The organism is Leptothoe sp. EHU-05/26/07-4 (assembly GCF_043421015.1).
Taxonomy (GTDB): domain Bacteria; phylum Cyanobacteriota; class Cyanobacteriia; order Phormidesmidales; family Phormidesmidaceae; genus Leptothoe; species Leptothoe turfae.
This window is the reverse complement of the sequence record NZ_JAXSQV010000003.1, coordinates 26,749-41,846: the sequence shown is the minus strand read 5'-3', so window position 1 is coordinate 41,846 and position 15,098 is coordinate 26,749. Positions and strand designations below refer to the sequence as shown.

General features: G+C 47.4%; 13 protein-coding genes. 11 read left to right on the top strand and 2 right to left on the bottom strand.

Annotation, left to right across the window (positions count from 1 at the left end):
* Positions 1-4 precede the first annotated feature (4 nt).
* From U2F10_RS08055 to U2F10_RS08005, 11 genes are all read left to right on the top strand, one after another.
* On the top strand, positions 5-2,131 hold the full coding sequence (locus U2F10_RS08055) for a hypothetical protein (RefSeq protein ID WP_499871651.1): 2,127 nt from the start codon (positions 5-7) through the stop codon (positions 2,129-2,131).
* A 119-nt stretch (positions 2,132-2,250) separates the two neighbouring features.
* Complete coding sequence (locus U2F10_RS08050) at positions 2,251-3,216, top strand: hypothetical protein (RefSeq protein ID WP_499871650.1); 966 nt, start codon at positions 2,251-2,253, stop codon at positions 3,214-3,216.
* A complete protein-coding gene (locus tag U2F10_RS08045; RefSeq protein ID WP_499871648.1) occupies positions 3,216-4,067 on the top strand; it encodes a phage baseplate assembly protein V in 852 nt (283 codons plus the stop codon). The genes U2F10_RS08050 and U2F10_RS08045 overlap by 1 nt, the downstream gene beginning before the upstream one ends.
* Before the next feature lie 3 nt (positions 4,068-4,070).
* Complete coding sequence (locus U2F10_RS08040; RefSeq protein WP_163660245.1) at positions 4,071-4,727, top strand: polymer-forming cytoskeletal protein; 657 nt, start codon at positions 4,071-4,073, stop codon at positions 4,725-4,727.
* Positions 4,728-4,750: 23 nt separating this feature from the next.
* Positions 4,751-5,194, top strand: coding sequence for a GPW/gp25 family protein (locus U2F10_RS08035; protein ID WP_499871647.1), 444 nt, complete (start codon positions 4,751-4,753; stop codon positions 5,192-5,194).
* Between the two features lie 4 nt (positions 5,195-5,198).
* On the top strand, positions 5,199-7,709 hold the full coding sequence (locus tag U2F10_RS08030) for a baseplate J/gp47 family protein (RefSeq protein WP_499871645.1): 2,511 nt from the start codon (positions 5,199-5,201) through the stop codon (positions 7,707-7,709).
* A gap of 10 nt (positions 7,710-7,719) precedes the next feature.
* Positions 7,720-9,459, top strand: coding sequence for a hypothetical protein (locus U2F10_RS08025; RefSeq protein ID WP_499871644.1), 1,740 nt, complete (start codon positions 7,720-7,722; stop codon positions 9,457-9,459).
* Between the two features lie 38 nt (positions 9,460-9,497).
* The gene (locus U2F10_RS08020; RefSeq protein ID WP_499871643.1) at positions 9,498-10,031 is read left to right on the top strand and encodes a hypothetical protein; all 534 of its coding nucleotides are present in this window, start codon (positions 9,498-9,500) and stop codon (positions 10,029-10,031) included.
* Positions 10,032-10,040: 9 nt separating this feature from the next.
* Positions 10,041-11,807, top strand: a complete 1,767-nt coding sequence (locus U2F10_RS08015; protein WP_499871642.1) for a hypothetical protein — start codon at positions 10,041-10,043, stop codon at positions 11,805-11,807.
* Positions 11,808-11,836: 29 nt separating this feature from the next.
* Positions 11,837-12,100 carry a hypothetical protein gene (locus U2F10_RS08010; RefSeq protein WP_163660255.1) on the top strand — a complete coding sequence of 88 codons (264 nt, stop codon included), beginning with the start codon at positions 11,837-11,839 and terminating at the stop codon, positions 12,098-12,100.
* A gap of 9 nt (positions 12,101-12,109) precedes the next feature.
* Entirely contained in the window at positions 12,110-12,673 is a 564-nt protein-coding gene (locus tag U2F10_RS08005; RefSeq protein ID WP_163660258.1) for a hypothetical protein, read from the top strand.
* A gap of 24 nt (positions 12,674-12,697) precedes the next feature.
* On the opposite strand, the gene hpsP is transcribed toward U2F10_RS08005, so the two are convergent.
* Together hpsP and U2F10_RS07995 are read right to left on the bottom strand one after the other, a co-directional pair.
* Positions 12,698-13,891 carry a hormogonium polysaccharide biosynthesis glycosyltransferase HpsP gene (hpsP, locus tag U2F10_RS08000; protein WP_499871641.1) on the bottom strand — a complete coding sequence of 398 codons (1,194 nt, stop codon included), beginning with the start codon at positions 13,889-13,891 and terminating at the stop codon, positions 12,698-12,700.
* 26 nt (positions 13,892-13,917) lie between these two features.
* Positions 13,918-14,955, bottom strand: a complete 1,038-nt coding sequence (locus U2F10_RS07995; RefSeq protein WP_499871640.1) for a hypothetical protein — start codon at positions 14,953-14,955, stop codon at positions 13,918-13,920.
* Positions 14,956-15,098 lie beyond the last annotated feature (143 nt).

Sequence of the window (15,098 nt, the reverse complement as noted above, 5' to 3'; positions counted from 1 at the left end):
TGACATGTCAGCAACAGAATATGAAAAAAACAAAAAAAGACGTGCGGTGGCGCGTGCACAAGTATTTAATCCTGAAGCATTACGAGGAGCTCTAAGGCAGGAGAAAGAAAAAGATCAACGAGCTGATCAGGAACTACAACGGGCACAGGGACGACGACGACGACGACGACTTGAAAACGTAGATCCATTAGAAAAAAGAAAACTTGATCTCCATGCGTTCTTTAATTGGGCCAACTGGTGGCAAAACCTGGATCGTATAAGCATATCGGCTAGTGGCGCAAAGGGAGGAGTTGTCTTCGTAGATTTTTCCTCTTCTTCTTCTAAAGGAAGACTTGTTGTCAAATTCACAGATGTGCCACAACAAGTATTATTTGCTGAGCATGTATTGCAAGAATTGGGTAGAGCCAAAACTACCACGCCTCTCATAATACCTCTACAAAGTGCAGACAAAAGCGACATAGAATATGGAGAGAAAATTATTCAGCATATTAAACAAGAAATAAAAAAAGAATTAAATGCTTCTGCAACCACAGAGAAACAAAAGGAAAAACAAAGAAAGTATAAGGATTATGAGGCCAATTTAAATAAGGCAAAATACTTGATTGTCATGAAGTGCCTTGAAGGTGACATGCTATCAGAAATTGGCGATTTGACAGACTGGTTAGAAGATAGTTCAGACTATCCAGACTATTCCATTAATGACAAAAGTAAAGCAAATATTATAACCAAAGATGAGCTAAAGATAGTAATACAAAAAAAACATGATCTCAAAAAAATCATCTTTTCTTTTTATAAGAATAAAGAGATTCTTGCAGATGAAAATCTCATGATTAGTGTAGGCCGAATTTTGGCAGTTGATTGTTTGTTAGGTAACGGCGATCGATTTGGCCCTAAGTTTAATGTGGGTAATGCTATTTACATGAAGAAGGTTGGGCAGATTGGAAGAACTATTGGGGTAATAGATAATGATGCTTTTTTACCAATTTGCAAGAAAGATAACCTTCATCGACTTATAAATATTTGGTCAAAAAATGAGAAAACGTCAATAGGAAAATATTTATCTTTCATCTTAGACGAAGGGTGTGAACTAGTAGATGACAAGGGTGTTGACATAACATTTCCTTCGTTGAAAAAAATCTTAAAAGATTTTAAAAATAATTGGTTTAAAGAAGTATTCTACGGAAAATTTTATCCTGAATTATCTGGGAAATATCTACCTCAGATTTATTACGATATTTTGGAAGATGATGGATCGTTAATAAATCAACCTAAAAAGTATCAATCGTTTCCAAAAATTGATGACAATAAGGATTTTAGAATTCAAATACCGTGGTTCAACGCGTATTCTTCTATACTACAGGGTTTTTCAGAAGTTATAGACATTATTCAGAGTGATAATGGAACTCTAATAAGGTCTTTTTACGAAAAATACGATGAGCTTTTGGGAAAATATCGTGGAACACAGAATTTTGATTGGACAGCATTTCAAGTTAGATGGAGTTATATTTCTTTGGTTGTTAATATCAAGAAAGTTTATGAAAAGCCAAAACGATTTGAGTATCTTAATCATGACAACGCAATTAAGGAGATAAAGCTTCTAATCCCTTCCATAGTAAGTAGAGACTATTTGACTTCTAGTAGAGCTGAAAAACAACTATCTGCTGATAAAATAACAAAAGATGCTTTAGGATTCTGTTTTCGACAAAATCTCATAGATAAGGCGACAAAGGAACAAATTGCTGAAACCTTAAATTCATTTGGAGAACAGACAAAAAAGAGATTTATTTTTATGCAAAAAACGGGAGTATATCAGCAAGAGTTAACTGACACTCAGAATATGATAATTAATTTTCAAGTAGGTGCATTGTTGAAAATCTTTAATCATGACTTCAAAAACTCCTTAACCATTGAAAAAGCACCAAAAAACATGACAGAGGCTGCTGTTGTTGAGTTGAATCTAGCTAGAATAGATTACTGGAAAAGAGTGCTTGAAGATACTCGATTTCAAGAAGAGGATCCGAATTCAAAGGCGGATACTTTTGGTAAGATCCTTAGGCGGCGGCTTTGGAAAGAAGCTGAGTTTGTTGGTGTAGAAGAAAAGATTTCTCAAAGCTCAAATAAAGGCAATTAGGAAGTATGGGATAAACCTAAATGATCTTCTAAAACGAAGGATCATTTAACAAAGAGGATAGACTTTGGCTAACACTTAGATTTGGTTGCAATAGCCATTTAATTTATCAGTTAAAACCGATGCAATCCATTATCCACGAAATCATCGTTGACTCTATCTCCTATGCGTCTACTCATCTCCTTTCCTTGCACTCTCATGCCTCCCTCCTTACCCCTACCCATCACTGCCACATCATCCTTAGCACTCCAAGCGATCTCGCCCCCTCCTCCAATGCCCCCATCACTATCGCCCTAGGCTATAACAACACCACTATCCCCATCTTCACTGGCACCGCCCACACCATTAACCACGGCATCGACCACATCACCATCGAAGCCCTCAGCACCTTCCATACCCTCACCACCACCCACCTAAACCTCCTCTACGAAAAACCCACCGCCGGTGACATCGTCAAAGACATCGCCCAAAGCCGCCTCAACCTAAAAACCGCCAAAATCGAAAACGGCCTCACCTTCCCCACCTACACCATCGGCGACCAACAATCCACCTACGATCACCTCACCCACCTCGCCCACCAATGTAACTTTGACCTCTACGCCAACACCGACGACAAACTTGTCTTCGCCAAATATAACCCCACCACCACCCATACCCTCACCTACGGCAACAACATCCTAAACTATCACCAGGCCCAACCCGCCCCCAACATCACCGCCGTCGAAGTTTACGGCGAAAGCCCCGCCAGCCAAGGACAGGGCGACCAAGCCTATAGCTGGCTCACCAAAAAAGACGTCAAAGGCACCGCCGGAGGTGGCACTGGCACAAAACTACGCATCGCCGACCCCACCGCCCGCACCCAGGCCGTTGCTAACAAAGTGGCTCAGGCTCTGCTAGCCCAGAAACAACAAAAACAACGAGGCCAGGTACGCGTCCTGGGCGACTCCAACATCAAGCTGGGCGATGCCATCAAAATTGAAAAGATGCCCCAAGATCAACACAATGGCACCTTCAAAATTACCGGCGTCGCCCATCACCTCAGCCGCCGTAAAGGCTTTTATACCACCATTGATTGGGAGCAAACCTGATGGATTCCATTGTCGGCGTCATGAAAAAGGTAGCCGCCCACGAGGCCCGCAAGATTTACACCACCGAGCTGGGCATTGTCACCGCCATCTTCCCTCACAAATCTGACAGCGACAAAGAAAACTATCAATGTTCGATCAAGCTTAAAAATAAAAAACAACCCGACGGCCAAGACTTTGAACTACGCCAGGTGCCGGTTACCACACCCCATCTAGGTCTAGTGAATATCCCCAACGTGGGCGATATGGTCCTAGTCACCTTTATCGGCGGCAACCTTAACGCTCCAGTCATTATCGGTCGCCTCTACAATGACCCCGACCAGCCGCCTGTTAATAAAGAAAAAGAATTTTTGTTGCAGCATGGCTTAAAAGAAGGCGGCAGCCTCAAAATTGATACAGAAGGCGCAGTCACCCTTACCAGTAAAGATGAAAAAAATGTTGTGACTGTCAAAGATGGTGAACTCAGTGCCGTAAATGAAAAGAGTGAGGTGAGCGTTAAAGACGACAATATTACGATTAAAAATCAGCAGTGTACCATTACCCTCTCTGGGGGCAATGTTTCCATTGATAATGGCACCTGTAAACTCAACATTGAGGGGGGTGGTATTACCCTGGATGCCGCCAGCAGTAGCGTCACTGTCAAAAGCATGGGCTCGATCAAAGTCGGAGACGCCACAACTGGGTCGGTGCAACTCGGCGGGCGCATGCCCGGTAATGCAGTGGCAGACAATGACGATATTATTCTTAGCATGCATCAACATGTGGGAAATCTAGGCGCACCCTGCCCGATTATGGTCCCCACAGAAAAGATTAACTCGATTCAGGCAAAAGCACGAAATACAAAGGTGGGATAAGGGATGGTGCGCATTAAAGGGGCCAATAGCGATTATAAGTTTGATGTGAATACCGGCCAGATTGAAGGCCCCAAGCCAACGGAAAACCCTGATTTTGAACAACCGCTTTACCTAAAGATTTTTATCTGTCCTTACGATATGCCCAGCCGGGTGGAAAAGCCCCTAGATGAGCAAGAGGGAAACTGGTGCGAAGGCACCGACAGCCAGTGCCCCCATAAGGGTGATAAATCAGGCCATGCCGTAGTCTCATTGCATCAGGATGAGGGCATTCGACTAGAAACCAATAACGGCAACCAGTTAGTGGTTGATCAACAAAATGGCATCCGGCTACGGCCAGATGCTAAAACCTCGTTAGACGTGCGGCCTAACCATATTGTGCTACAGCGCCACAAAACTCGTATTGAAATTGCAGAGAATGGCAATATCGCCCTGTCTGTGCCGCCCCAAAACCAGGTCACGATCAATGGCAACGTCACCACAAACAACAATCTAGTGGTAGACAAGAACTTAACTGTCGGTAACCATTTAACCGTCAATGGTCATGTTACGGTCAATGGCAATGTTACCGTTACAGGTCGTCTGGACCTGTCTAAGGCAACGGTGAACCTGCCCCAGACGCTCATCGATCAGATTGTTTTAAAGGTAAAAAGTCAAGCATAACGTGAGTGTTTAGGAGAGACTCAATGGCAGAGGGGCTGAATAAAATTGATCTCAAACTCACCCGCCGTCAGATGGGTCAGCCGGTAGCGGCTCGGGCGGGGGTTGACCTGACGGTGGAACAGCAAGATATTGCTGCCGTCAGTGGACGCAACAATCTGGCCCAGGCCCTGCTAAATCGTCTCCATACCCGCCAGGGTGAGCTGAAATCTTTGGGGCATAGCACCTATGGCTCTCGCCTACATGAACTGGTCGGAGAACCCAACAACCGTCGCACCCAGCTGCTGACAGAAATGTATATTCGGGACTGTCTGGCCCAAGAATCTCGCATTTCAGAAGTGGTTAATGTTGTATTTGCGCCTCCATCCCGGGGGGTGTCGCGAGATATTTTAGGCGTTACCGTAATCGTCCGCCCCATCGATGACGATGAGCTGCTGACACTGGACCTGGCATTGGGGTTGGGGGGCTAACGCCATGGCATTTGAACCAAAAAGTTTTTCTCAGTTATTTACAGAAATGCGCGATCGCACCCCAGCGAGCATTTCTGACTTTGAGACCGGCAGTGTTGCCCGCACACTCTACGAAACCTTCGCCTACGAAATGGCACTGCTGTATGAGCAAATGCATCGGGTATATCTGTCGGGATTTGTCGAAACCGCCACCGGTATCCATTTAGAGCGGGTGGTGGCCGTATTGGGCATCCAGCGCGGGGAGCCAGATTTTGCCACCGGGCTGGTCACCTTTGAACGGGATCTGGGCATTGATGAAACCTTAGAAATTCCCCTGGGGTTTGTGGTGACCACCAGCGAAGACGCCGACACGGTTAAAAAGTCATATCAAACGGTGGAAACCAAACAGCTAGGTCCAACCGACAACCAGGTACAGGTGAGGGTGCAAGCGATCGCACCGGGGGACAGTGAAGCGACAGCGGCCAACACCATTGAAGTCATGCCCCAACCCCTATCGGGGATCAAAACCGTTACCAACGAACAACCCATTCGCTTTACTGGCAAACACCGAGAAACCGATGACGACCTGCGAGCACGGGCCAAAACCGCACTATTAGCCACCAGCGGAGCCAATACCACCACCGTCGAAAATGCCATCTTTAACCTGCCCGGTGTGAAAGAAGTGCAGGTGCGAGAGAATTTTCACTTTGCCCGTGGCCAGGTAACCCTGACCCCTGATCCAGAAACTACAACAGAAACCACAACAGAAATCACAATCCCCAGGGGCACCGAGCTGGTTTTAGACCCAGGAGGAAACCGGTTTAAAACTCGCACCCTGGTCAGGCTAAGCCCCAATCCTGATCCAGAGTCATCCCAAAAGGTCGACGTAGAAGCCGTTGTGCGTGGAGAAGCTGGGCAAGTAGACGCAGCGGCACCGTGGCAACCGCTGGAGTTGGATGGCGGTGTCGTTGTCACCATTCGCAATGACAATGCCATTGTCTTAAAAGATTTTGGCCTGATCGAAGTGTTTGTGGATGGTGTCGATTTTACTAACCCCACCCAGGTACAGGCCCTAGAAACCGCCATCGACCGCTCCCGCGCCGCTGGCATCTATGTCTTGCCCAAGCCTGCCCAGGCGATCCAATTAGACGGCGTATTTCTCGTTGAACTCACCCCAGGGCGACGTTGGTCAACCGAAGAACGCCAGACCCTGGAGCAGCAGCTCCAGGCCGATCTAACCGAGCATTTGCAGCAACAAAGCATGGGGCAACCGCTGTTGATGTCACAACTTACGCAAACCCTGTTGTCCCCGGTAGCTGTAAATGACCTGGTGGATTTTACCCTGACCACAACCCTGACAGCGGCTCCGGCACAAACCCATGATGCCGCCACCAAGCGACTAGAGGCCGATATCCATGAAAAGTTTGAACCCCGCCACCTGCGGGTGGCTACAGAAATTAAACCGCTGATAGTACAGGTTTATATCCAGGCAACGGGGCTCACCGATGAGCTGCATCGCAGCATTGAGGATGTTCTGCAAACCTTTTTTAATCGATTGCGACCGGCCCAGGCGATCCAGCGACAGCGTTTGATCCAGCAGCTTGAGGCGGTGGCTCCCGACCAAAATTTTGAGGCCACCGTTGAGCTGGTTCCTCAATTTTGGGCCGATATGGCCGATAACAACACCAGCAACGCCATCCCGGTCAGTTTAGTCGAACAAGCTGAGCTGGGTCTTGCCTTTATCTATGAACATGATCTAGACATCTCCGGTGCCCTGAAGCTAACGGTTGCCCCTAAGGCAACGGTCGCAGACAAGCGGGCAATCCAGGCTGAAGTGGAACAACAGCTGAGCGCTTATCTGACCGGACTCCAACCCGAGCAAAATGTGGACATGGGCCAATTGGCAAACCTGGCTAGCGAGGTGAAGGGTGTGCTAGGAGTTAACTGGCGACAGGATGATGTGCAAGTGTGGCGGTCTACGGGAGAGATGCGAACGCTGCAGGCAGATCGCCTGGATGGTAATGAGATTCGGGTTGATCAGTTTGAACGACCCCGATTGGCTACGGAGTTTGCGATCGCAACCGACATCCAAACCATTCCCATCAGTATTACGAATCTCACCCTGCACTTCAACATCACGGGCACCCCCTTCGACAATCAAGCCGCCCTAGAGACCGCCATTCAACAAACCCTCAAAACTCACCTACCCGACTTTGTCCCTCAGCTCACTAAATTTGAACCAGCCCAATCTCTTGCCTATGACTCATTTAAAACAGACATATTCAACGCCATCGGCACCCACATTAATAGCCTTGATCGCGCCGATATTCAGACCGCACCAGATGCGCCAGATGCCGCTGAGTTAGCCGAACAAACCAAAGCCCTACTACAAGGCTCCAACTATACCCTCGCCATCCTGGGCCTATTCCCACCCGGCGGTGACATCCTGATTCGTCTCACCGAACGTGCCGTTCTCCAGCCCTTAACGGCTGAGGCCATTACCATCACCATCGATTGGCCGCTGTCTACCCCCTAAGCCCGATCCCATGCCCCCCACCGGAAAAACCCTCAGTCTTCTCAGTCGTTTCCCTTCCTTTTACCAGGCGGACGGAACCGAAGGGCTGTTGCCAGATTTGCTGACGGTGTTTGGCGAGATTTTAGAACAGGCCGATACGGATCTGTTGCGGGTGATGCGATCGCACTTTGTCGATACTGCCGACAACCAGGGCTCCGAAGGGTTTAGCAGTCACCTACTGGGCGATTTGGATAACATACTCTCTCTATATTTAGAACGTCTGGGCGGTACACCGCAGCTGATTCAGGTAAATCCCCAATTTTATCCCGGTGCCATCAAACAACTGCCTGAATTTTCCCAAAAACTCCACCCTGACCACCCTGGCCACCCTGGCCACACTGCCTTTGCCCAATACTTGCAGCGTTGTCTTCCCCGTGCAACGCAACAGGCGTTGAATATATTTATTGCGACAGATCCTAAAAAGCGAACCATCTCCCAAACCAGGGTCGTCCGCAAGGCCTTGGCCGATGGCCTCAACCTCTGCCTAAAAGACACGGGCTTATATCGCAAAAATCAGGAACAGTTCCCCACCGCAATCCTGACGCCTGCTATCCAACAACTGCTACAGCAGGCTCCCACCCATGGGCTGCCCTTAGAAATTCTTAATCGAGCGCTGATCGAAACCGCGTTCCCCAATGAGATTGAAAAAAGCTATGCCCCCTATCGGGATCGTCTCAAAGCCTTAATTAAGGTCTTGCGGCGGGGCGCAGCGACCAAAGCTGGTATTCGAGATATTGTGGCAGCCAACTTAGGTATCTTTGGTAATGATTCCGCATCCCAGGCGGCAAAGGCCCAGATTCAAATCGAAGAATATCTGCCAGACTTGATCCGCGATCATTTTGAAATTCATCCCTTTGCGCTGGCTCCATCGTCAACTGAGACGGTAGACCTGTCCTTACCACAGCAGTTCGAGATCAATAACCCCAATGTTATTCCAACGGCACCCAGTCTACGCCTCCAAATTCAAGACGTGCGCAGGGCAGATAACCAGGCCAATGCAGTTGTATTACAGCCCCTGACTCATCTACGGTTTATCAATATAGACACCCAAGATTTTTTTGAGTACCAGGGCACCCTCAGGGTAAATGAAGATGTATTACAGGTCCTGGCCGATGGGCGCTTATTTTTAAATGGGATAGAAATCCCGGCCCAAGAGAGTCCTCCACTATTGCCCACGGGACAATCCCACTGGCGGATCGAAGCCAGGGTGGGTGAACCCGCAGGTAGGTTTGACCAAACTCTGTTTGACTTATCGCGGTTTGATGTTCCCATCAATGAGCCCGTCCCCCTCACCCATCAACAGGTAAGCAACTATGGCATCCATCTTACCGTTGAGGTCATTCGCAAAATTCCTGGTTCGTTTCGAGTCCAGGTGCCTTGGGATATTCCTGGTTTTACCGATAAATTTGGTGAGTTAGAAGACCATCCTCGTCGCCAGATTCCTGCCATTATTGATCAGGTGAAAGCAGCAGGGGTGCTATCTGTGATTGCTTATAGCAAGCGTTTTACAGAGTACCATGCTCTTATCGACTGGCTGACGGTGGTGCGATCGCCATTTACAGAACAGCACCAAATCAAAGAAGCCAACTTCGACATCGGCAGTCAGCTCCAACCCTATCCCGAGGGTATTCACCATGACTTAACCGATCAGCTTCATCTCTCGGGTGTCTTTGACTATACCGAGTTTAATTCCGGGAATCGCTTTGCTTAGGTTGCTATTTACCGAGGTTCACATAGGACAGGTTCACTATGAAAATTGCTGACGCACTGGACATGAGAGGCCGTTTAACCATCCACCGATACGATGCCAACGGGCAGCCGATCGATACCACTGCCACCAACAATGCGATTGTCTACTCTGGTCGTGATTTAGTTGCCAAACTGTTTGCCCAACAAGCCATTGACCCTATTCGCTACATTGCTGTTGGCACAGGCGGTGAGCCAGTCAATCCAGACACGGATACAGGACTGGCTAAAGAAGTGTTTCGCAAAGAATTAAAAGGACTCAATTTAGCCAAAGATTTAACCGATATTCAAATGGTTGTACCAACGGAGTCTGGAGAAAAAGAGCAAAAAAGCCGTCGCATTGTTCTTAGCGCTGATCTCGACTTCGAAGAGCCCAACCCGTCTGACAATGGCGGCAAACCCTACGAACTCAGAGAGGCTGGTCTGTTTAACGCCGGAGATGCCAACACAGGCATTATGTATAACCGAGTTGTTTTTCCAAATATTAGTAAAACTAAAGACTTTAAACTCACCCTGGTTTGGGAAATCATTTTTTAGGATTTCATCTTGTCTGTATCAGCTTTTAGCACATTGGAATTCCCTGCTATGACCAGCCCATTTGCCCCCGAAGAAAAGAAATCTGGTGACCTGATTCGAGCCACTGACTGGAATGCCACCAACGATGAAGTCATGCGCCTAGAAAAGGCCAAGGTCAATCGTCAGGGAGGCGACACCCTGGAAGGGCCACTTACCATTAAGGGGGCACTAACACTGGCTAACAGCGTCAATATTGTTGCAGATCCTCAAAATGCCGATACAAAGCTAGCAGTCACTGGCAATATAACCCTTGAAATCAATGGCAGTGCCAAAATTGCCACCAAAGATAAGACAGGTCAAGGCCTGGATGTCAGTGGCAAATCTCGCTTAGGAGGACACATAGATTATCAGGATGATACCGTTTTAAGCGTCGCTCCAGGGACCATTCATTTTGATGCACCAGGCAGCGTTGGTGCTAGGTTAACCATCATCGGTAAAACTGATGAGGCTACTGGTGTAACAGCAGGCAATGTTGGTATTAACACAACAGCTCCTACTGAAAAGCTCCAAATTGGCGATTTTAGTCAATCAGATAACCATATTAAAATCAGTACTGCAGGTGGGCATAAATATAGAGCTGGCATTAAACTCAAAATTTATGATGACAACAATGGTTTTACGATTGAAAATGACGAACGGGAAATAATCCATGGCTTAAACTTCTTGCGCCACCATCACGATTCTGCAGGGAAAACTGCATTGTTCATTGCCAAAGACAACGGTAACGTTGGCATTTACAATACAGCGCCTTTATCAAAACTAACCATCAATCAAAAAATAACGCATGACGGTGGCTTTAGTACGTTTGGTGAGGCCGCTTTAACCATCTTTGACCCCAACCACAATGGTGGCAACAGCCCCAACGGTACCCGCGATATTTTACATCTCGTTAGGGAAGGTGTAGGTGGCCAGGCCTATGGTAATAAAGTCTCGCTAGCACTTGGACGATATGAAAATAATGCAGTTAAATCTCGTACTCAGTTAGATATCAAATTAACCGATGATAATTTTAGTAGTCATAATAAAATTATGACTCTTCGGAGCAATGGCAATGTTGGTATTGGTACAGATAACCCTCAAGGATTCCATATCAATTTACCAGAAAAAAATCGTGGTTCGAAACCGTCTCCTGGCATCTCTATGGCAGGAGGAACAACGGGCAATGCTAGCATTGAGTTAAGGAATAATGGTTCTGGATCTCCATACATTGATTTTTCTCAAAGTTCAACTGTAGACAGAGATGCACGTATTATTTTAACTGCGACAGATAAGCTGGAAATTCAAGAGGTCAGTCAGCTAGAAATTGCAGCAACTGTTACAGCAAAGGCATTTGTCGGCAATGGTGCAGTCGTGACAGGTATGATTCTTATGTGGTCTGGCACCACTTCTAACATCCCTGCTGGTTGGAAGTTATGCGATGGAGGTCATGGGACTCCAGATCTTAGAGATAGATTTATAGTCGGTGCAGGTCAAGCCTATAAAGTAAAAGAGAGTGGTGGTGCAAACACTGTCCGACTAGGTATCGCTCATCTACCCAGCCACGACCATTCCAATGGAGCTTTCAACCAGCTTATGCTCTCTGATGGAAAAAGAACATTAAAGGGGAGCACTGATGACACTTCGGGAGAGCCAAATTTGGTATCTTGTGGACAAATTAAGTTAGTTGGAAGTAATCAGCCTCATGAAAATAGACCCCCTTACTATGCACTTGCTTACATCATGAAAGTGGAATTGTGATTCATCAGGGCCGCTATCAACTAAATGATATGAAACAACAACTCCAACAACGCCTCCAACAACTCAAAGCCGAACTTGAGTCAGGTCAAAAAGTTCTTGCTGATCTAGAAGTAAAACAGAATAACGTTCGCGAAACACTATTACGCATCAGTGGTGCCATTCAAGTCATTGAAGAAGAACTTGCCAAGGCAGATGAAACCCAACCCAATGATTCTGCAACCGACAACAACGGCCACCCACTTTCCTCCACTAATTTAGATACGGCAATCCCCTCCATAGCAGAAACCCCCTAGGCTACTCCTGTGATCCACCATCTCCTACAGGCCATCACCGACGCCCTAAAACTCGACCTAAAAAAAGAGATTCCTGAAGATGATAATCATTGGGGAGTAACTCCGATTACTGACCCAACTAGCATTACCTTACCTTATCTCACCCTTTACCTCAGCAAACTCCAGGTTGATCACCCCCTACAGCAACTATCTCATTCTTCAACACAGCCTGACCCTCCAGCTCCATTAACCATTACCCAAGAATTCCAGCAAGACTTTGTAATTGAACTTTACGACAAAACTCCAAGTGATCTCGAAAAGCGAGCTTCCCTGGTCATCGGCGGTTTACTTACCAACCACGACAGCTTAATCAAGCGTTACAACACCACGGACATCCAAGCCAACTATCAAACCAATCAAATTTCAACCCGTCATCACCTTAGGCAATTTCAATTTCATGCTGGCATTCCCACCTATGCCTCAAATGTCTTAGGCTTACAGCTGAACTTCACTGCGATCGGCCACCTGAGCATGTCCAGATCCATGCCAGACTCACAAGACATTATCCAAACCATTAATATCTCTACAAAATAAAAGATACGGGTTCACTTCAACTATTCAGTTTACCTTCAGAAGCTGATTGTATATAGTGAGCATACGGGATGCGATCGCATCCCACCCATAATTCTCCCGGGCAAACACACGGCCATTGTCTCCTCGCCGACGGAGTTCTCCAGAATCGGCAAGAGCATCATGTAGAGTTTGGGTCAGAGCAGTCTGATCGCAGTTCATAACCCAGCCACTTTGACTGTTTTTAATGTCTTGCCAAATGTGGACCTGGTCTGAAATTACCACTGGTTTGCCTGCCACCATGGCCTCCGCCACGGCAATGCCAAAGTTTTCATAGTAGGACGGTAGAACAAACAAATCCGCCGCTTGCAAAATTTGGGTCTTCAGTTCACCAGAGACAAACCCTGTAATCGTAGTGCAATCATTGAGTACGGAATGAGTGATCCGCTGACTGATGGTCTCTACATAGCCCTGGTCTTGGGGGTTACCACCACAGAGCATAAAGTGAAACTGACTACCTGACTGACGCAGCGATTCTAGGGCAGGCAGTAATAAATTCAGCCCTTTTTTAGGATCAATTCGCGACATAAACAAGACGATGGGCACACCCTCTGCAATGTCATAGCGCTGTCGAATATCTCCAGCATCCGCACTGACTGCCTTGGGGGTGGTCACTCCTAAGGGCAGTACAATATCTCGCGTTGTTACCCCAAAGCGTTCTGATACAGTAGCCTCCTGTTGACTGGTGAAATGGAGCGCCGCTGCGCCTTGAATATTAGGTCGCTCCAACACCGCTGCATAGAGCTGCTTAAACTGTTTCTTTTTGGCTAAGTCTGCTGGGTCAAGGGTGCCCAAGGGCCGCAAAATGTAGGGCAGTTTTTGCCATCGTGCCACCGTGGCCGCCGCACTGGTCACCGGAGAAAATAGGGCATGGATATGGGCAATGTCATACTCGGACCCATGGCGGTTTAACCACTGCAATAGCGGTAGGGAAAACTTATAGCGCCGAAACGGCGCACACCGAAAGTAAACGGTGCGATAGCCGTCTGTCTCGACAGGTTGATTCAGCGGCACATCTAAAGGAGCCTGGCCTTCATCGCCATTGGAATCTGTTGTCAATACAGTCACATTGGCATCCTGTCGGGCCAAGGCACTACTTAATCCCCGCACCATCTGGCTGGGGCCGCCGTATACCAACGAGATGGAAGGCACAATTTGCAAAATGTTTAATGCCCTGGCCATAAATTTAGAAAGGACTAACGAAAGGACTAACGTTTGCTTCGACTGACTCGACTATAAACTCGATGACCCAAAGGCAATAACAATAGCCAGGTCAACGGTGACGGTGAGTGTTCGGGAACGGCTGCCACAGCCTGGGTGGAGGCTAATAGCTGAGGAGCCAGGCTCGGTTTCCCAGCCATGGTTGCAATTGGACTATCTGCCAATGCCATAGGCATGGCAGATACGTCCGGTATTGGCAGACTACCTTCATCCGCCGATAGCGCATCTGCCAATAGCAAAGGGATGGCATCTGCTTCCGTAATCGGTAGACTGTTGTCATCCGGCTCTGCTTCAGTCAAAAAGTCGCTTTCCCGAGCCCGTTCGATTTGCTCTGGGGTTAAGCGTGATAACCTATCGCCGTCTGGAAAAATATCGTCAATCGATTCAGGGACGGTACGTACAGCGCCACTACTCATCACATTATCAGCCTCCCCTGCGCCAAAGGTGGAATGCCTCAACCCCAGATTGTGGCCTAATTCGTGGGCAATCACATCAATGCGTCCGGCCCCATTGTTGAAGTCCAAAATGTCATCGCTGACCAACACACCGTTTAACCCGATCCAGGCATTACCGAATTGCACCAAACCCGTAGTTGTTTCGATCACATCTACAAACCAAAGATTGATGGGGCCATCGGTTCGTGTTGAGTCGGGATGCCGCCCAAAATCCCCAGCATCGCCAGAGAAGGACAGATCGATAAATTCATCTTCATCTGTGGTCAGATAGGTGCTGTCGTTCAGCTGATTTAATGGCAGAAACGCAATATCTATACCGGCCTGACCCCAAATTTTATCGGCAATGGCTTCAAACAGTTCAACCTGGGCGCAAACGATACCATCGTCATCACACACTTGAATGGGTTGAACTTCTAGAACCAGTTGATCAGGTTCGGAGATGGAGACGGGGGTAGCTGAGCTGCCACCGCCACTGCCGCCAGTACAGGAGGAGATCACAAAGGCAACACTGCCCAAGACTGTAAGCCGACAGATTAAGGAATTACTGACACGTTCTGATGTTATGACCACTGGTTGTCATCAATATATTTCGTTGAATAGGCTTAGTTTAGATAACTTCACCCTGCTTTTAATCGGAACATCAACAAGATTTGCTGGGAATATATATTATGAAGCTTCTTAAAGTGGCAACTTGACGATGATGTTGGGGAAAT

Bases quoted from the DNA above. Each gene is read 5' to 3' on its own strand.
- U2F10_RS08030 (WP_499871645.1), top strand. From the start codon at position 5,199: ATGGCATTTGAACCAAAAAGTTTTTCTCAGTTATTTACAGAAATGCGC.
- U2F10_RS08025 (WP_499871644.1), top strand. From the start codon at position 7,720: ATGCCCCCCACCGGAAAAACCCTCAGTCTTCTCAGTCGTTTCCCTTCC.
- U2F10_RS08020 (WP_499871643.1), top strand. From the start codon at position 9,498: ATGAAAATTGCTGACGCACTGGACATGAGAGGCCGTTTAACCATCCAC.
- U2F10_RS08045 (WP_499871648.1), top strand. From the start codon at position 3,216: ATGGATTCCATTGTCGGCGTCATGAAAAAGGTAGCCGCCCACGAGGCC.
- U2F10_RS08055 (WP_499871651.1), top strand. From the start codon at position 5: ATGTCAGCAACAGAATATGAAAAAAACAAAAAAAGACGTGCGGTGGCG.
- U2F10_RS08035 (WP_499871647.1), top strand. From the start codon at position 4,751: ATGGCAGAGGGGCTGAATAAAATTGATCTCAAACTCACCCGCCGTCAG.
- U2F10_RS08050 (WP_499871650.1), top strand. From the start codon at position 2,251: ATGCAATCCATTATCCACGAAATCATCGTTGACTCTATCTCCTATGCG.
- U2F10_RS08040 (WP_163660245.1), top strand. From the start codon at position 4,071: ATGGTGCGCATTAAAGGGGCCAATAGCGATTATAAGTTTGATGTGAAT.
- hpsP (WP_499871641.1), bottom strand. From the start codon at position 13,891: ATGGCCAGGGCATTAAACATTTTGCAAATTGTGCCTTCCATCTCGTTG.
- U2F10_RS08010 (WP_163660255.1), top strand. From the start codon at position 11,837: ATGAAACAACAACTCCAACAACGCCTCCAACAACTCAAAGCCGAACTT.